This window comes from Vibrio sp. Isolate23 (genome assembly GCF_022398095.1).
Taxonomy (GTDB): Bacteria; Pseudomonadota; Gammaproteobacteria; order Enterobacterales; family Vibrionaceae; genus Vibrio; species Vibrio coralliilyticus_A.
Genome location: NZ_JAKEUV010000002.1, coordinates 57,786 through 75,558, shown reverse-complemented (window position 1 = coordinate 75,558; position 17,773 = coordinate 57,786). Strand labels below are relative to the sequence as shown.

The following is a 17,773-nucleotide window of genomic DNA, read 5'->3' as shown; positions in this document are numbered from 1 at the left end:
ATGAGTAACATTAGACCGAGCCAGATAAAAATTGCCGCGACCTATATGCGAGGTGGTACGAGTAAAGGTGTGTTCTTTAATCTTTCTGATTTACCCGAGGTGGCGCAAAAACCGGGAAAGGTCCGCGATGCGTTGCTGCTAAGAGTCATTGGTAGCCCAGATCCCTATGCCAAACAAATCGACGGTATGGGAGGGGCAACTTCGAGTACAAGCAAAACCGTTATTGTTTCTCCGAGCAGTCAGCCAGAGCACGATGTAGATTACCTATTTGGGCAAGTTTCCATTGATAAGCCTTTTGTTGATTGGAGCGGAAATTGCGGAAACCTATCGGCAGCGGTTGGCCCATTCGCGATTCATGCTGGGCTAATCCCTGCAGAGCGTATCCCGGAAAATGGTGTGGTTGCTGTGAGAGTGTGGCAGGCCAATATTGGAAAAACGATTGTCATCCACGTGCCTATCCGCAACGGGCTTGTTCAAGAAACTGGAGACTTTGAGCTAGACGGGGTGACTTTTCCTTCTGCTGAAATTCAAGTCGACTTCATGCGCCCTGCTGCGGGTGATGGAAGTATGTTTCCAACGGGGAATTTAGTCGATGATCTTGAAGTACCTGAGGTTGGAACATTTATCGCCACCTTAATTAATGCTGGTATCCCAACGATTTTTATTGATGCCGACGCCCTTGGTTACTCTGGCACTGAGCTTCAACAAGATATCAATAGTGATGAGTTGGCATTAGCGCGATTTGAAAAAATACGAGCTTACGGCGCACTAAAAATGGGGCTTATCGATAAGGTCGAAGAAGCTGAATCTCGCCAACACACCCCTAAGGTGGCTTTTGTCAGTAAAGCGAAGAGCTATCAAGCCTCAAGCGGAAAACAGGTTGATGAAAATGACGTAGATCTGCTGGTGAGAGCTTTATCTATGGGCCAATTACATCACGCGATGATGGGAACGGCCGCAGTCGCTATTGCGTCAGCTTCTTGTGTGCCGGGGACATTAGTCAATTTGGCCGCTGGAGGCGGTGAGAAGCATTCAGTGACTTTTGGGCATCCGTCCGGAACGCTAAAAGTAGGCGCTAGAGCCACTCAGTCAAACCAAGGCTGGGTAGTAGAAAAAGCCGCAATGAGCCGAAGCGCTCGTATTTTGATGGAGGGCTTTGTGCGTGTTCCCTCCAATGTCTTTGAAGAATAAATCTCGTCGGTAACAAACCCGATGTAAGTAATGTCAGGACATACTGGAGGAAGCATTATGTCTGCATATCAGAAAGAATACCTTTGGGCACAGGAAAACCCACAGCAATTTTGGAAAACGCAAGCCGAGCAATTGGACTGGTTTGAGCAACCAAAGACCATTTTGCAAAATGATGAGAACGGTATTGAACGTTGGTTCCCTGATGGTGTGCTTAACACTTGTTGGCTGGCACTCGATTACCACTGTGAACAAGGAAGAGGGGAGACAACAGCGCTGATCTATGATTCTCCTGTCACTGGTAGCAAGCAAAAGTACACATATATAGAACTTAGGGATAAGGTCGCTAAGATCGCAGGGATGCTAGCAGAACAAGGGGTGGAGAAAGGCGATCGGGTTGTTATCTACATGCCAATGATTCCAGAAGCCGCAATGGCGATGTTGGCATGTGCACGATTAGGGGCCATTCACTCTGTGGTATTTGGCGGCTTTGCCCCAAACGAGCTTGCGGTACGGATAGAAGACGCAGAGCCAAAAGTTATCATGACAGCGTCTTGTGGTATCGAGATCAATAAAGTCATCCCTTATAAACCTATGGTTGATAAAGCAGTGATGGATAGCCGTTGGAAACCAGAAAAGGTTTTGGTATTACAACGCCCACAGTGTGAGGCTGAATTAAATCAGGCGAGAGACGTGGATTGGATGCAGGCGTATAACAACGCTTTACCTCACGCGTGTGTACCGGTTCTGGCCACTGATCCGCTCTATATTCTTTATACGTCGGGTACAACCGGAAAACCAAAAGGAGTCGTGCGTGACAACGGAGGCCACGCTGTCGCGATGAAGTACTCAATGAGTGCCATTTATAACGTTCCCCAAGACGGTGTTTATTGGGCGGCTTCTGATGTGGGTTGGGTAGTAGGGCATTCTTATATTGTGTATGCGCCGCTGATTCATGGTTGTACGACTATCTTGTTTGAAGGCAAGCCCGTGAGAACGCCAAACCCAGGCGCCTTTTGGCGGGTGTGTGAAGAGTACAAGGTCGATGTATTGTTCTCCGCGCCAACTGCTTTCCGTGCCATCAAGAAAGAAGACCCAGATGGTGAGTACCTCAAGCAATATCACCTGTCGAATCTAAAAACCATCTTTATGGCGGGGGAACGTTTAGACCCTCCAACCTTGGAGTGGGTAGAAAGTAAAACCGTCAAACCGGTTGTAGACCATTGGTGGCAAACGGAGACAGGTTGGGCAATTGCGGGTAACCCAATGGGGATTGAGTTGATGCCTGTTAAAGCAGGTTCAGCGACTAAACCCATCCCCGGTTATCAGGTTGAAATATTGGATGAGCTAGGTGAGCCTGTCGCGCCGAATAAACAAGGTTTTGTTGCGTTGAAACGCCCATTACCACCCAGCTGTTTACCTACCGTGTGGCGCAGCCACGACCGATTCGAATCTGGATATCTGAGCCAGTTCCCAGGCTACTATGTGTCAGGTGATGGTGGTTACCTAGACGAAGACGGCTACCTGTTTATTATGGGCCGTATCGATGATGTGATTAATGTCGCCGGACATCGATTGTCGACCGGTGAAATGGAAGAAATTGTTGGTGGCCATCCGGCTATCGCGGAATGTGCGGTTGTTGGTGTGCATGATGACTTAAAAGGTCAGCTACCATTAGGGTTTGTGGTACTAAAAGACGGCGTCAAAGTCGCTGACATGCAACTTGAAGGTGAGCTCGTGGGTAAGGTACGAGATGAAATAGGCGCAGTTGCTTGCTTTAAGCACGCGCTGGTCGTCGAGCGTTTACCAAAAACTCGCTCTGGTAAAATCCTTCGCAAGACTATTCGACAAATAGCCGATGGGGAGAAATACACAATTCCTTCAACCATTGACGATCCAACAAGTTTGGAAGAAATCCAAAAAGTGCTCGAATCATAGTTGAGACGGCGTCCCATAATCACGAATTAGCTCCTTTTTAAAGGGGCTTTTTTGTTGATAATTTTTCACATTCGACTCACACTGTGCCTTTATTTGTGACGCGAAAATAATTATGCACAAAGTAGAAATCAGAGTGGCTCAAGCGCGGGATATAGAGCGGCTTAATGATCTGATGTTCAGATTGCATGATGAGCACCATAACCAATGCTCGGAGCATTTCAAGGCGGCTGAGGAAATTGAGCAGGAAAAAAGCATCGCTCGATACCTAGATGATCCAGAATGCATTGTGCTTGTTGCGTCTAGTCAGCAACAGGTTGTGGGATTTGTATCCGGTCACTTTTGTGAATTGATTTCTAGTGTCAGTAAACCCGTGCAAATGGGCAGTGTTGATGAACTTTATGTATTGCCTGAATGTCGTAAGTTGGGCATTGCCAAACAGCTTTGTGAGTCGATAGAACAACGTTTTGACGACTACGGAGTGAAACAGATATTTGTTGAAGTATGGAACTTCAATAGCGTTGCATTGAATTTTTATAAAGAAGTCGGATTCGAACATCATATCCATTGGCTGCGTAAACCAGTGGGTTAAATCAAGAAGTAGTAAATGATCATTTTTAAGCAATTGGAACGAGTGTTCCTATTCTTTGCTCTCGCTTTTTTTTCATCATTAGTGTTGGCAGAGCAAAAGCAGCCTGAAATTGAAGGCGCAGCTTGCGTCATTAGGGCTGACAATAAGTTGGTTCTAGTCAACGAAATTTTGACGGGCAAATCCTGGTTACCCGCGGGTAATGTCAAACATGGTGAAAAGCCTGAATTGGCAGCACAAAGGGAAACTTGGGAAGAAACGGGGCTTGTTGTTTCTATCAACAAAGTGCTGGGGCAGAGAAACAATACCATTTATTATGATTGTATTCCGGACTCCGAAATTGTTGCTTTCCATATCGATAATTCATTGGATGCTCACCAACTCCCAATTTGGTTTGCACCACATTACGGCGTTGAAATAGCCTCTGCGATGCTCATATCGCCAGAAATGATCAATGCGCAAGAGTATCGTTTTCCTGAACAGCTTAAACGTATTGCAGGCTACTTTGAACAGGCCACACCGCAAATGGTTCGGTATGTTGATAATTTAGTCGAAGCTGCGCCGATAATAAATCAAATTGAGCTTGGATGGCTGAACGAGTTTCACTTGCTTCTGGACATGTTGCCAACGCAGGCTGAAGAGATAATCGAAGAGTTGTTTAAGTTGAGCCTTCAGCTTAATCACCCCATTATCCTATTGATACTTTTTCCATACTTGTACTGGCGATTTGGAAAAGAGTTTAGTTATAAGGTGTTCTTCGCTGTAACGAGTACATCTTTGATCGTGTTACTGGCTAAGCAAGGTTTCCAGCTCCCGCCGCCGCAAGTATATTTGGCAAGTCGTGCGTTACCCCAGTTTGCTGGCTATAGCTTACCGAGTCTGCCTTTCGCTGTTTGGATGTGCGTTGTAACCTTATTACTGAATAAAATGAGAGAAAACCGGCCTGATCATCTTGCTGTTACAAGCATCGCTCTTATTTTGTGGCTTGCTGTGGCGAGTTTTTACACAGGCACGCATTTCATTGTTGATATGTTTGGCGGTTTACTCATTGGCGGGTTGTGCGCATGGCACCTAATTCGTCTAGATAACAAACCCGGAGTCGATTTGATGGCATTGATACAATCTAAGGCGCTTTGGGCTATATTGATTGCAGCGGGAGTGGTGATGGTCTCTGTATGGCCAATCCCTGTGTTTAGTATCTGGCTTGGCATTATGGTTACGACGTTAGGTATTATCTATACATCGGATGCGAGTGATAAAAATATCACGTCTGAATTTATTATCCCGCTCACCATTTTAATGGTCGCAATCTATTGGTTGTTTGAGTTCAGTGAAGTGTTTGTTGCGAGAAGTAGTGTCTTGTCGTTTGGGTTAGATGCAATTCGTTACCCAGTGCTCATGATTCTGTTTGTGGTCAGTGTTAGGAAATTTGCAAAAGCTGCCTAATGGCAGCTTTTATTAACCGCATTACGAATTTAATACATATTGTTCGATCACTAAAGCCACGCCATCGTTATCATTACTTGCGGTAATATGGTCGGCAATAGCTTTGGTTTGATCCATTGCATTTTCCATCGCGACTCCAAGCCCTGCATAGCGAATCATATGGTGATCGTTTTCCGCGTCTCCCATACAAATAACTTCGTCAGCGTGGATACCAAGGTAGTCTGCAATCGCTTTAACACCCACACCCTTATTACTCTCAAGGTTGAGAAACTCTAGAAAGAACGGTGCGCTTTGCACTATCGTGAATTCCTGATGGAGTATATCTGGAATGGCTTTCGCCGCTTTTGTTAGTTTTGATGGTTCACCGACGATCATGGCTTTGATGATAGGGTGGTCATCCTCCAATGAATCGAATGCCATTTCCGTAATCGGCACTTGGTTAATATCGGACTCCAAGGTAGTAAATTCGTTATTTTCAGGCGTAATTAAGCCGAGTTCAGTACTGAATGCATGGCAGTACAATCCTAACTCTTTAGCGAGCTTCGCCACTTGTTTCGCACGTCGACCATCAATGTAGGCTTGATGAATCACTTTTCCAGTGCCAATTTCTTTCACGGTACTTCCGTTGTAAAAAACAACAAATTCATTGTGTCCGTCTATGCCAAGTTCTGTCAGTTTCTCTTGCATACCCGCAAGAGGGCGGCCTGAAGCAAGAACGATTTTGACTCCCTGAGCTCGCGCTTTTTCTATAGAGGTTTTTGTTCTTTCTGAAATGGACTTGCCGCTGGTTAGCAAAGTGCCATCCATATCCAAAGCAATCAGCTTGTACATATACTTACCTAATAGTTTTAAAGTTATCACTAGCAAAAGAAGCAGATTAAATGAGTCAAATAGAATGATCAATTTCTGATTTAGTTGACCTACGCATTGCAGTCATTTATGGTCTCGTTCCTGCTAAATATTGATGATGAGTTAGGCTGAGACAAAGTTGTACAAATTAAACGAAATGTTCGAAACCATTCAGGGTGAAGGCGTCTTTACTGGCGTTCCTTCGGTGTTTGTTCGTCTGCAGATATGTCCGGTAGGATGTGCTTGGTGCGATACTAAACAAACCTGGGATGCGACACCTCAAGACGAACGCCCGTTAGCGGAAATACTCGCGAAAACGGAAGACTCGCCAGCATGGTGTAGTGTCTCTGGAGGTGACATTATCGAGCAGTATCGTCAACAAGGTTATCAGGCTAAGCATATTGTTATTACTGGCGGCGAGCCATGCATTTATGACTTGCGTCCGCTCACAGAAGCATTCGAATCTATTGGATGTCGTTGCCAAATTGAAACCAGTGGTACATCACCAGTTTTAGCAAGTGAGAATACCTGGGTGACAGTGTCACCAAAAGTGGCTATGAAAGGTAAACTGCCAGTGTTGGACAGTGCTTTACTCCGAGCAAATGAGATCAAGCATCCAGTGGCAACCGATAAAGACATTGAGCAACTCGATGCTTTGATTGAGCGCGCAGGCGTGCCTGAAAGCACGACTATTGCCTTGCAACCAATCAGCCAGAAGCCACGCGCCACTCAGCTATGTATTGATACTTGTATTGCGCGTAACTGGAGACTCTCTATCCAGACACATAAGTATCTAAGTATTGCGTAAGGGAAACGAAATGAAAAAAGCGGTAGTAGTATTTAGTGGTGGTCAAGATTCCACTACATGTCTCGTGCAGGCACTTAAGGATTTTGATGAAGTGCATGCGATCACTTTCGATTACGGTCAGCGACATAAACTCGAAATCGAAGTGGCTCAAGACCTTGCAAAAGAGCTAGGCGTTAAAGCGCATAAAGTGATGGATGTGGGCTTGCTGAACGAACTTGCCATTAGCTCATTGACTCGTGATGACATTCCGGTTTCACATGAGTTGCAGGAAAATGGGCTCCCTAACTCTTTCGTCCCTGGCCGTAACATTCTTTTTCTGACCCTAGCAGGCATTTACGCGTATCAAATTGGTGCTCAGGCTGTGATTACTGGCGTATGTGAGACGGACTTCTCGGGCTACCCTGATTGTCGCAATGACTTCGTTAAAGCGATGAACAGTGCCTTAGTGCAAGGTATGGATCGTAATCTAGACATTGTTACGCCGCTGATGTGGTTAAACAAGGCGGAGACTTGGGCCCTAGCTGACCAATACGATGCACTGCAGTTGGTGAGAGAGAAAACACTGACCTGTTACAACGGCATTATTGGTGATGGCTGCGGTGATTGCCCAGCCTGTGATTTAAGAAAAGCGGGCTTGAATGATTACATCGACAATCGAGAAGCCGTTATGGCCTCATTAGTCAGTAAGCAAAGCAGTGAAGCGTAGCGTTTCTCTAAGATAGCCAAAACACAACGCCCTCAAATGAGGGCGTTTTTCTAATCAGGAATGATTAATCTAGATACATTTTCGCAAGATCAGAAGGTTCGATTTCTTTCCCTTCAAGCTGTGCATTCCAGTTTGTACCCACAAGAACACCATCTTCCGCAAGTGTTAGCAGCCAGTCTTCAACGAAAATGTCTAGCGGGATTTCCAATACTTCAAAGTCTGCCCATTCTTCAACATTGTGTGCTTGCGCATCCTCTTTAGAAGACCAAAAGGGCATGACTTCGCTGTTTTCAAATTCAGTTGAGTCACAAGACAGCCAGCCTTCTTCATTGCGTAAGCCCCAAACCAAGCTATTTGTTTTGGTTTCAGCTACAAAAAGTTCAAGGTTAGCCTGGATATCAGCAGTTAATTTGCTCATAGGTTTTATCTCATAAGTAGAATCGCGGATAGGGTACCACTGTTGCTATGAAAGCTAAATAAAAATGGGCACATTGAGTGCCCATTCGATGTAAAAGAAAAATTAACTAGCGAGATTTCTTAGTGAAAATCGTCCATTCTTTTTTGAAGTTACCTTTGTGCCCAATCACAGTCGCAACCACCTTTCGGTTTTTAGCGTGAGTAATTTCATCATTACCGCTGTCGTCTAGGTTGGTGTCTCCAAAACCGACGATCTTAATTCTTTGATGGCTCACGCCATTATTAATCAGAGCGGACTCCACTTCCTGAGCGCGATCTTTGGAAAGCTCCATATTGTGGTTATGGTTACCAACTTTGCTGGCATACCCTTGTAATTCAATAGACGTTGAAGGGTACACTTTCAAAAAATCTGCCATTTCACGAATTTGAGTTAAGAACACTGGCTGAATATCACTTGAGTCATTGGCAAATAAAATGTGAAGGTTTAACTCCTCTTCAGACTTTACGTATGTACCGCAACCTTCATTGTCGATATCTGCACCCAGAGGCGTTTCTGGGCAGAGATCTCGTGCATTAATAACTCCATCCTTGTCATCATCATAGAGATCCGATACTTGGTTCGCTATTGGTGTCTCGCGGTAACTGTAAACATCTTCAGCGTAAGTAGTGGCAGAAAATGTCAGAGCGATGATAGCTGTAGAAATAATCGACTTTTTCATATTAGTACTCAACCACTTTGTTCCAATCTTCAGGCGTGTCAACACGAAGTGCTGTTAGCAATCCACCCGTAGCATTCATAACCCGGTACTTGGCATACTGCTCATCGTATTTGGCGTCTAGGTAATCTTTACGTGCTTCGAACAGCTCGTTTTCAGTGTTGAGGAGGTCGAGAAGAGTACGCTTGCCAAGCTTGTATTGTTTTTCGTAAGCAATAACAGTATCGGATGCCGAGTCTACGTGGTCAGCAAGAAATTCTTTTTGCTGTAGAGTTAGGTCAAGAGCACTCCAAGACAAACGCAGGCCTTCTTCAAGGCTACGGAATGTACGGTCACGAAAATCTTTCGCTTTATTCAACTGATACGCTGCACTTTCGGTACGATCAGAGTCAGAGCCTCCATTGTACAAGTTATAGCGCATACGCAGCATGGCAGAAGATTCGTTGCTACTGCCTCGTATACCTCCAGCATCATCACGCCATATTTGGTTTGCCTCAATAGAGAGAGTTGGGTAGTTGACACCTTTTGACTGTTGATATTGAAAACGAGCTGAATCTACGTCCGCTTGTGCAATCTTAACTACTGGGTGATTCTTAACTGCAATATCAAGGGCTTCATCGATAGAGAATGGAATGGCATTTTCGTCTGCTCTAGGGAAAATAAGCCCTTGTGGTGCCTGGCCGACAATTCTTTTGAACTGAGTGTGTACGTCATAAAGGTTATTTTGCGCAGCCAGTAGGTTACCTTGAGCTTTCGCTAAGCGGGCCTCCACTTGTGATAGGTCTGCGGTTGAACCTATTCCTGATTCGACCCGTTTCTTGATATCACTGTAAATCTCTTTATGAACCGCTAAATTGCTTTCTGAAAGAGCTAGCACTTCGTGAGCTTTGGTCGCATCGAGGTAAATTTTTGTTACTTCGAGAGCGATGTCTTGAGAATCGGCGAGTAGTTGGAATCGAACGGATTCAGCGTCAGCTGCGGTTCTATCCATGTCGTTCAACGTGGCAGAACCATCCCATATAAGCTGTGTCAGGCTTAATGTTGCTTCTTTACGAGTCAGTTCATCTTCTGTTCCCGATGCTAAGTCGACTTGTTCATAGCCAATGCCTGCATCGAGATCGATCGATGGTAAATAAGCACCTGATGATGCTTCGGCATCGTAAAGTTTGCTCATGTACTCATTATAAGAGGCTTTAACGTTTGGGTTATTAGCAATTGTAAGGGCGACAGCTTGTTCTAAGGTTTGGCTTTGTACTGGGAAAGCGAACGCAGTAGCGATGCTCAGCAGTTTAATCCGGTTCCATTTCACTATGGGGGCTCCTCGGGTACATCTTGTTCGAGGGATATTACTCAATTGTTCGGTCTCATTTTTGAGAATTATCCATCTGTGGCGTGAATAACTTAACACTATACTCAGAATGATGACTAACATCACTTTCTATATTGCTGTACTAACTCGTTAACAAAATGTATCCCACGGATTATGATGGCTTGCTAACGTCGTCGATAAACTCAATGGTGTTAGCCCCAGCCAAAGCAGTATCACGAGTAACGATTTGACCAACCTACTTAACGGCATCATAAAATCGTACGATTAAAAAAGGGCCGTAAGGCCCTTTTCTGCTAATGAGTTTGTCTACTTAGATGACTTTACAAGCAAAACCTTTAAGGTAAAAGCCTTCCGGGTAAGCGGTATCAGTAGGGTGATCCGACGCTTGCTCAAAGCGCTCGACAAACTTGACCTTTCTACCCGCATCGACTGCAGCATCCGCAATGATTTTCTGGAATAGAACTTGGTCCATAAGGCCTGAGCATGAATACGTCAGCAGGGTACCACCGGGTTTTAGAATCTGCATCGCCAACATGTTGATGTCTTTGTAGCCGCGACATGCACCATTGAGCTGAGCTTTACTTTCTGCAAACTTTGGTGGATCCATAATGACCACATCAAACAGGGTGCCTTGATCGCGATATTCACGTAGCAACTTAAACACGTCAGCATTGAGGAATACAGCTCGTTTCTTAGAGATATCAAACTCGTTTAGTTCGGCATTGAGTTTTGCTGTGTCTAGTGCTGGCTGAGAAACATCCGCGTTAATCACACGCTTTGCTTCACCTTTTAACGCATATAAGCCAAATCCACCGGTGTAAGAGAAGCAGTTAAGTACTTCTTTGTTTTTCACGTATTTCATCGCTTGTTGGCGGCTGTCACGCTGATCTAAGTAGAAACCTGTTTTATGTCCGCCAACGATGTCGACGCTGATCCTGACACCATTTTCCTCAATGACAACAGATTTGGGTGGCACTTCACCGTGTAAAACACCAGTGCGTTCTTCTAGGCCTTCTTTCTTGCGAACGGCTACATCTGAGCGCTCATAAATGTTGCATTGCGGGAAAACTTTTAGGAGAGCATTTATCAGTGACTGTTTCTGGAATTCTGCGCCTGCACTTAGGAGCTGACATACGAGATAGTCTTGATATTTATCGATGGTAATACCAGGCAGACCATCTGATTCTGCTGCGATCAATCGATAACCTGTGAGACCGTCACGCTCAATCACGTCTTGACGGAGCAGTAGCGCGTCTTGGATACGCTTAACAAAGAAGTCTTCATTTATATCGGTTTTCACAAAGCTCCAAACGCGAGCACGAATTTGAGAATGGGGAGAATAAGCGCCTTTTGCCAACCATTTTCCATCATGAGTAAAGATATCCACGGTTTCACCTAATGAAGGTTCGCCTTCCACTTTTCGAATACCACGAGAAAAAATCCATGGGTGTCGACGTCTTAGGGATTTATCGCGGCCCTTTTCAAGGTAAATAGCTGGAGTCATGTGTTTACTCAATAGGTTGGTTTTGGAAGGCTGGGTATTTTCAGGGAAGTAGGAGTGAAAAGCAAATAAAAGAGCCGCCTGTCCGGCGGCTCAATGCATTAAGCTCTAAGCCCGGTGAGTAAGTTCTCCATTGAATCACTCTGATTACGAAGCTGTTCAATATTGCGGTTGGTCGCGTTGATCATTTCACAGACTTGATTGGACTGAGTGCGAACTTCTTCCACACTAGCGGCAATGCTGTCTGCAACGACACCTTGCTCTTCAGCTGCGGTGGCAATTTGAACACTGGCATCAGATATAGCTTGGTTCTTGTCTGCCAAGGATGCGATTTCTGTATTCACCTCTGACATCAATGTTTGGCCCTCGCTAGAGTTCACCACGGTGGTTTCCATCAGTTTTGTCAAAGACTGACTGTTGCGCTGTAAGGCTTCGATCATAGATTGAATTTCAACGGTAGATTGCTGAGTTCTTGCTGCTAATGCTCGTACTTCATCGGCAACAACGGCAAAACCTCTGCCTTGTTCTCCCGCTCGAGCAGCTTCGATGGCCGCGTTGAGTGCTAGTAGGTTCGTTTGCTCAGAGATACCGTTAATGGCGGTGACCACCTCGTCGATTTGGGCGGCATTAGCATCAAGTTCGGCAACCGCTTGTGAGGCTGACTGAACTTCGTTGGAAAGTTGGGAAATAGAGGCTAACGTGTGTCCAACTTTCTGCTGCCCTTGTTGAGCAACAGAACGCGCGTTTTCAGTCTGTGTGCTGGAGTCATGAGCTAGGTTTGCGACTTCACGAATGGTGGAAGCCATTTCTTCCGTGGCACTTGCCAGTGAATTTAGGTGTTCCTGTTGAGTTCCGGAAATTTCAGCACTGTGCTGGTTAGATTGATTAAGTTCTGAGCTTATTTGTTGCATTAACGCTACTGACTCTTGAATGGAGAGCACCAGCGATTGTTCACGCTCTGCGACTTTGTCTATGGTGATCGCGATTTCACTGAATTCATCGCGAACCTTGAAAAAGTTCATTCGACTCGTCAAATCACCATCTGCCAGAGTGCTGAGTGCCTTGTTCATTGTAAACATAGCTCCGCCAATAAAGGTCATGATGTAGTAGACCCCCAATGCAATAAGAGACAGTGTAACCAGAACAACAACGATATGGGTTGTAGAAAGAGCTGACCATAGATTGATGCTTGGCTTAGCAACGAGGCTAAAAGCACCATTGTTTATATTGATAGCGCTAGGTCCATTACCAAGAGCGATGGTTTCAGAACTGGCTAATAAGCTAGCGACCTGACTTTGAGTGAGATTCCCTGCTTCTATTAGATTTTTTATCAAAACTAGTTCATCTTGATATAAGTGAGTTAGCATTTGATCTGCGGCATTATCGAAAACGAAGGTGAGAACGAGTAGTGCGATAACGGGAAGGAAAAATAGGAGGTAGAATTTTTCCTGTATCTTTAAATGAATGAGATATTTATCAATCCAGCGAAATGGTATTTCTTTCATAATGGCAACTTCCGATGAAACCCCGTAGTTCCTTATGGGGCGTAAAACATGCCAAGCGAATATATCACGGACCTTGTCTTGAGGAATGAGTAATGAATCAAAAGTGCGAGAAGTTCACAGTGTCAGGTGTTGTGCAAGGAGTTGGTTTTCGTTATCACACCTCTCACTATGGCATGAAATTGGGTTTAACAGGCTATGCGAGGAACTTAAATAATGGAGATGTTGAAGTGGTGGTGTGTGGCAATGAAGAACAAATCGCCGACATGGCAAAGTGGTTGGAAGCTGGCCCTAAGACGTCACATGTTGATTCAGTAGTCTCAGAGCCAATGTCTTTTAAACCGTTTAGCGGATTCAAAATTCTTTGATATTTACAAACATTTCGCGGGTTTTGGTAGGCCTGCGAGTTTGGTTGCCTGTTTCGCAGGGCCTTGCTTAAACAGCTTAAAAAGGTATTTACTATTACCTTTCTCTGGGCCATGCGCTTTTTCCATGGCTTTCACTAGCATTCTCACCGCTGGGGATGTGTTGAACTCCTCATAAAACTCTCGAACAAAATGGACAACTTCCAAATGAGCTTCAGTCAGTTCGATACCTTCTTGCTCTGCAAGGATTTGAATCATGCCTTCTTCCCACTGAGTATGATCGAGTAGGTAACCCTGTGCATCAGTTTCGATTGATTTACCGTTGTATTCAAACATTGTTGTAGGTCTCAAAAATCAGATATGGGATAGGGTAGCGCAGCTTAGGTTGGGACAACAATATGTAAGAAAAGAAAAAGCCCGGAAGTTTCATCTTCCGGGCTCTATTTAATCAACTTAAGTCTATGAATTAATCGTCATTCATGATGCCTAGAATGCTAAGTAGGCTAGTAAACAGATTCAGAATATTTAGATACATTGAGATAGTCGCACTAACGTAGTTAGTTTCTTCGCCACGCACAATACGGCTAGTGTCATACAGAATAAAACCTGAGAATACTAAAGCCGACATGCTACTGATGGCTAGCTGACCGATTGTAGAACCAACAAAGATATTGATTATTGCAGCGACGATAACAATGATAAGCCCTGCGATCAGGAAGTTACGCATGAAAGAAAAGTCTTTTTTGCTACTGATTGTGTACGCTGAAAGACCAAGGAACACCATACCCGTCAGACCAAGGGCTTGTGCAATGATTGAAGGACCATTAGCAATGGATGCGTAATAAGTGAGCATTGGGCCAAGAGCACCGCCCATTAATGTTGTAAAAACAAACGTCCAAACAATACCCATTGATGAGTTGATACTTCTAGGTAGTGCAAAGAATAGAATACCAATAGCCGCGACTTGCATAACGATAGCCATGATTGGAGAAATACCAATCGCCATCGTAGCTATTGCTGCAATGGCACTTGTTACTAGTGTCATAGACAATAAGAAATAAGTGTTTTTCAGTGTCTTATTGATCTCAAGTGTGCTAGGAGCGCTTGTAGAACGTGTAAACATAGGGCTGTTCATAATCTTCCTCGTAAGGTTTTATGTTTATATCTACATTTATGAGGGCGAACAGTGAAAAATCAAGCCCTGCTAATGCATGCAGTAGAGTAAATAATAATTGAATTACAAAGCGATGTATTTTGAAAGATGTAACACAATATAACAAATAAAAAGAGGCGATCTTAATCGCCTCTTTAAAAATTTGCTCTTCTTTCTTAGTGACTTAAGATTTGAGCAAGGAAGTTTTGCGTTCGATCAGACTGAGGGTTTTCAAAGAAATCGACAGGATTGTTCTCTTCAATTATCTCTCCCGCATCCATAAAGATAACTCGGTCAGCCACTTCTTTCGCAAAACCCATCTCGTGAGTCACGCAGAGCATGGTCATCCCTTCTTCAGCGAGCTCGACCATAACATCCAGTACTTCACGTACCATTTCAGGGTCAAGTGCAGACGTTGGCTCGTCAAACAGCATCACTTGTGGGCTCATGCATAGTGAGCGAGCGATAGCCACACGTTGCTGTTGACCACCAGATAGCTGACCAGGGTATTTCTCCGCTTGATCAGGGATCTTCACTCGCTCCAAGTACTTCATTGCGACTTTTTTCGCTTCGTCTTTTGGCATCTTTTTCACCCATATAGGCGCCAAAGTACAGTTTTCCAGAACCGTCAGATGAGGGAAGAGGTTGAAGTGCTGGAAACACATACCCACTTCGCGTCGAACTGCTTCAATGTTCTTCAAATCTTCGGTCAACTCGTTGCCAGAAACGATAATTTGCCCTTGCTGATGTTCTTCAAGACGGTTGATACAGCGAATCATGGTGGATTTACCAGAACCAGAAGGGCCACAAATTACGATCTTTTCGCCTTTTTTAACATCGAGGTTGATGTTTTTCAGTACGTGAAACTCGCCGTACCACTTGTTCATATCCTTAATTTGGATCATGTGTTCTTGTTGTTGCGTCATAATACGTCCTTGAGCTTTCTGATTATCGTTTGTGACCGGTATGAAGTTTGTTCTCTAGCCATATCGAATATCTCGACATGCCGAAACAAAATACCCAGAACACTAACGCGACAAATACATAACTTTCCGTTGCAAACCCAAGCCACTCTGGGTCAGTGTTTGCTGCTTGGCCGATTCCTAGTACATCAAACATACCAATAATTAGTACTAGACTGGTGTCTTTAAACAGCCCAATAAAGGTATTTACAATGGATGGAATGGTAATCTTCAATGCTTGAGGAAGAACAATCAAGCCCATTTTCTTCCAGTAACTTAGCCCTAATGCATCAGCCGCCTCATATTGTCCTTTAGGGATTGCCTGCAATCCACCACGAACGACTTCCGCCATATACGCAGCACTAAACATAACCACACCAATGAGAGCGCGAATGAGCTTGTCGGTTTCAGACCCTTCCGCAAGGAACAATGGCAGCATTACTGATGCCATGAAAAGAACCGTGATGAGCGGTACGCCACGCCAAATCTCTATGTAGACGGTACAGATGCTTCGAATGATTGGCATTTCAGAACGTCGACCCAGCGCCAGTGCTACACCAATAGGGAGAGACACAACAATACCGACAAGCGCTATGATAAGTGTTACTAGTAGTCCGCCCCATTTGTGTGTTTCTACCACTTCTAGCCCAAATACGCCACCGTACAGCAGTGCAGCGATAATGAATGGGTAAATGTTGACGAAAAACAGCCATATCCACAAACGTTTTGGAGTCTTCTCGTAGGCTAACAATACTGTAAAGATTGCTAACGTAATGTAAAAAAGGCGAGGGCGCCAAAGCTCTTCTTGAGGGTAGAATCCGTACATGAACTGTTCCCAGCGTACACTGATAAATACCCAACAAGCGCCATCACGCGAACAGGCATCACGTGTGGTTCCGACCCAGTCGGCTTTTAAAATTCCCCAATCGAAAACAGTCCATAACAGTGATAAGGCAAGATAGGCCAAAATCACGGTCAGGATCGAATTTACTGGGCCATTAAACAGGTTTTTACGTAGCCAGCCCACAACGCCCACCGTATTAGCTGGTGGTGGTAGATCTGGCTGAAATTGATGTATCTTCATGCTATCTCTCCACCAAAGCAACTTTACGGTTGTAGATATTCATCAGAGCAGAAGTAATTAAGCTCAATGATAGGTATACCGCCATGGTCATTGCGATAATTTCAATCGCCTGGCCAGTTTGGTTAAGAGTTGTACCAGCAAATACGGAGACCAAATCTGGGTAACCAATGGCCATCGCCAATGATGAGTTCTTGGTTAAGTTCAGATACTGACTGGTCAAAGGTGGAATAATGATTCTCAACGCCTGAGGAACAATAACCAGTTTCAACGTTCTAGAACGAGGGAGACCAAGAGACATCGCGGCTTCAGTTTGACCGTGGTTGACGGCATTAATACCTGAACGAACAATCTCTGCAATGAAAGATGCAGTATAAATACTTAACGCAAGCAATAAAGCAGCAAGTTCAGGGATGATGCTGACACCACCTTTAAAGTTGAAGCCTTTCAGTTCTGGATATTCTGCCGAAATTGGCGAACCCATAATAAAATAGACAACAACCGGAAGCACAAACACTAAGGCAAGCGCAATGCGACCCATTGGTGTTTGTTGGCCTGTTAAACGCTGTTTGTTGCGAGCCCAAATGCCAATAAAGATGGTCGCAATAATACCAATAACCAGAGACGCAATCACCACGGATGAGCCAGCTTCAAAGATTGGAGCAGGGAAGTACAAACCTCGAACATTTAAGAAGATAGCTTCACCAAGGCTCAAACTTTGTCTAGCAGAAGGTAACGCCTGCAGAACGGCAAAGTACCAGAAGAAGATTTGCAGAAGTAGGGGGATGTTGCGGAACGTTTCGATATATACGGCTGCCAGTCTGCTCACCAACCAGTTGGATGAAAGGCGGGCAATACCCATAACAAACCCAATAACAGTCGCAAGTATAATGCCGAGCACGGATACTAGGGCTGTGTTGAGTAGGCCAACGATGAAAGTGTGGCCATAAGAGAAGGTTTCATCATATTCAATCAGCGTTAGGCCAATCCCAAAGCCAGCTTCTTGCGTCAGAAATCCAAAACCTGTGGCGATACCGCGTGCCTCCAAGTTTGTCAGTGCATTGTTTACAATAGTGTAAAAGAAAAAGATCAGTGCAAGTATTGCGATAATCTGAAATACGACTGATCGAAAGGTGGGATTGTAAAAAAGGCTAGCGTTAGAAGTCGGTCCGTTATCCGCCTTCGACGCAACAGTATTAGTAGGTTTCATACAGCTATAACCTCA

The 17,773-nt window shown here is 44.6% G+C and carries 18 protein-coding genes; 7 read left to right on the top strand and 11 right to left on the bottom strand.

Annotated elements, in window-relative coordinates:
- The 4 genes from prpF (at position 1) to L1D31_RS07405 (ending at position 5,158) form a co-directional block, all read left to right on the top strand.
- Positions 1-1,191 carry a 2-methylaconitate cis-trans isomerase PrpF gene (prpF, locus tag L1D31_RS07420; RefSeq protein ID WP_239836455.1) on the top strand — a complete coding sequence of 397 codons (1,191 nt, stop codon included), beginning with the start codon at positions 1-3 and terminating at the stop codon, positions 1,189-1,191.
- A 57-nt stretch (positions 1,192-1,248) separates the two neighbouring features.
- The gene (locus tag L1D31_RS07415) at positions 1,249-3,126 is read left to right on the top strand and encodes a propionyl-CoA synthetase (RefSeq protein ID WP_239836454.1); all 1,878 of its coding nucleotides are present in this window, start codon (positions 1,249-1,251) and stop codon (positions 3,124-3,126) included.
- A gap of 112 nt (positions 3,127-3,238) precedes the next feature.
- Positions 3,239-3,715, top strand: coding sequence for a GNAT family N-acetyltransferase (locus L1D31_RS07410; protein WP_239836453.1), 477 nt, complete (start codon positions 3,239-3,241; stop codon positions 3,713-3,715).
- A 15-nt stretch (positions 3,716-3,730) separates the two neighbouring features.
- Positions 3,731-5,158, top strand: coding sequence for a bifunctional NUDIX hydrolase/phosphatase PAP2 family protein (locus tag L1D31_RS07405; RefSeq protein WP_239836452.1), 1,428 nt, complete (start codon positions 3,731-3,733; stop codon positions 5,156-5,158).
- Between the two features lie 21 nt (positions 5,159-5,179).
- Here the strand turns inward: L1D31_RS07405 and L1D31_RS07400 are convergent, their stop codons facing one another.
- Positions 5,180-5,989, bottom strand: coding sequence for a Cof-type HAD-IIB family hydrolase (locus tag L1D31_RS07400; RefSeq protein WP_239836451.1), 810 nt, complete (start codon positions 5,987-5,989; stop codon positions 5,180-5,182).
- 175 nt (positions 5,990-6,164) lie between these two features.
- Between L1D31_RS07400 and queE the strand changes: the two genes are divergently transcribed.
- On the top strand, positions 6,165-6,815 hold the full coding sequence (gene queE, locus L1D31_RS07395; RefSeq protein WP_239836895.1) for a 7-carboxy-7-deazaguanine synthase QueE: 651 nt from the start codon (positions 6,165-6,167) through the stop codon (positions 6,813-6,815).
- Between the two features lie 10 nt (positions 6,816-6,825).
- Positions 6,826-7,521 carry a 7-cyano-7-deazaguanine synthase QueC gene (queC, locus tag L1D31_RS07390; protein WP_239836450.1) on the top strand — a complete coding sequence of 232 codons (696 nt, stop codon included), beginning with the start codon at positions 6,826-6,828 and terminating at the stop codon, positions 7,519-7,521.
- A gap of 64 nt (positions 7,522-7,585) precedes the next feature.
- On the opposite strand, the gene L1D31_RS07385 is transcribed toward queC, so the two are convergent.
- The 5 genes from L1D31_RS07385 to L1D31_RS07365 all read right to left on the bottom strand — a co-directional run bounded on the left by L1D31_RS07385 (position 7,586) and on the right by L1D31_RS07365 (position 12,990).
- Complete coding sequence (locus L1D31_RS07385; protein WP_239836449.1) at positions 7,586-7,939, bottom strand: DUF2750 domain-containing protein; 354 nt, start codon at positions 7,937-7,939, stop codon at positions 7,586-7,588.
- 106 nt (positions 7,940-8,045) lie between these two features.
- The gene (locus tag L1D31_RS07380; protein ID WP_239836448.1) at positions 8,046-8,657 is read right to left on the bottom strand and encodes an OmpA family protein; all 612 of its coding nucleotides are present in this window, start codon (positions 8,655-8,657) and stop codon (positions 8,046-8,048) included.
- A gap of 1 nt (position 8,658) precedes the next feature.
- A complete protein-coding gene (locus L1D31_RS07375) occupies positions 8,659-9,963 on the bottom strand; it encodes a TolC family outer membrane protein (RefSeq protein WP_239836447.1) in 1,305 nt (434 codons plus the stop codon).
- Between the two features lie 331 nt (positions 9,964-10,294).
- Positions 10,295-11,488 carry a class I SAM-dependent methyltransferase gene (locus L1D31_RS07370; RefSeq protein WP_239836446.1) on the bottom strand — a complete coding sequence of 398 codons (1,194 nt, stop codon included), beginning with the start codon at positions 11,486-11,488 and terminating at the stop codon, positions 10,295-10,297.
- Positions 11,489-11,586: 98 nt separating this feature from the next.
- A complete protein-coding gene (locus L1D31_RS07365; protein WP_239836445.1) occupies positions 11,587-12,990 on the bottom strand; it encodes a methyl-accepting chemotaxis protein in 1,404 nt (467 codons plus the stop codon).
- A gap of 92 nt (positions 12,991-13,082) precedes the next feature.
- On the opposite strand from L1D31_RS07365, the gene yccX reads away from it, so the two are divergent.
- Positions 13,083-13,355 (top strand): acylphosphatase, encoded by a 273-nt coding sequence (gene yccX, locus L1D31_RS07360; protein WP_239836444.1) that lies wholly within the window; start codon positions 13,083-13,085, stop codon positions 13,353-13,355.
- 3 nt (positions 13,356-13,358) lie between these two features.
- On the opposite strand, the gene L1D31_RS07355 is transcribed toward yccX, so the two are convergent.
- From L1D31_RS07355 to L1D31_RS07335, 5 genes are all read right to left on the bottom strand, one after another.
- A complete protein-coding gene (locus L1D31_RS07355; RefSeq protein WP_006962117.1) occupies positions 13,359-13,688 on the bottom strand; it encodes a TusE/DsrC/DsvC family sulfur relay protein in 330 nt (109 codons plus the stop codon).
- A 130-nt stretch (positions 13,689-13,818) separates the two neighbouring features.
- Positions 13,819-14,487, bottom strand: a complete 669-nt coding sequence (locus tag L1D31_RS07350; RefSeq protein ID WP_239836443.1) for a Bax inhibitor-1/YccA family protein — start codon at positions 14,485-14,487, stop codon at positions 13,819-13,821.
- Between the two features lie 194 nt (positions 14,488-14,681).
- Positions 14,682-15,431, bottom strand: coding sequence for an amino acid ABC transporter ATP-binding protein (locus tag L1D31_RS07345; RefSeq protein ID WP_239836442.1), 750 nt, complete (start codon positions 15,429-15,431; stop codon positions 14,682-14,684).
- Between the two features lie 22 nt (positions 15,432-15,453).
- A complete protein-coding gene (locus L1D31_RS07340) occupies positions 15,454-16,551 on the bottom strand; it encodes an amino acid ABC transporter permease (protein WP_239836441.1) in 1,098 nt (365 codons plus the stop codon).
- Position 16,552: 1 nt separating this feature from the next.
- The gene (locus L1D31_RS07335) at positions 16,553-17,758 is read right to left on the bottom strand and encodes an amino acid ABC transporter permease (protein WP_239836440.1); all 1,206 of its coding nucleotides are present in this window, start codon (positions 17,756-17,758) and stop codon (positions 16,553-16,555) included.
- Positions 17,759-17,773: the final 15 nt, after the last annotated feature.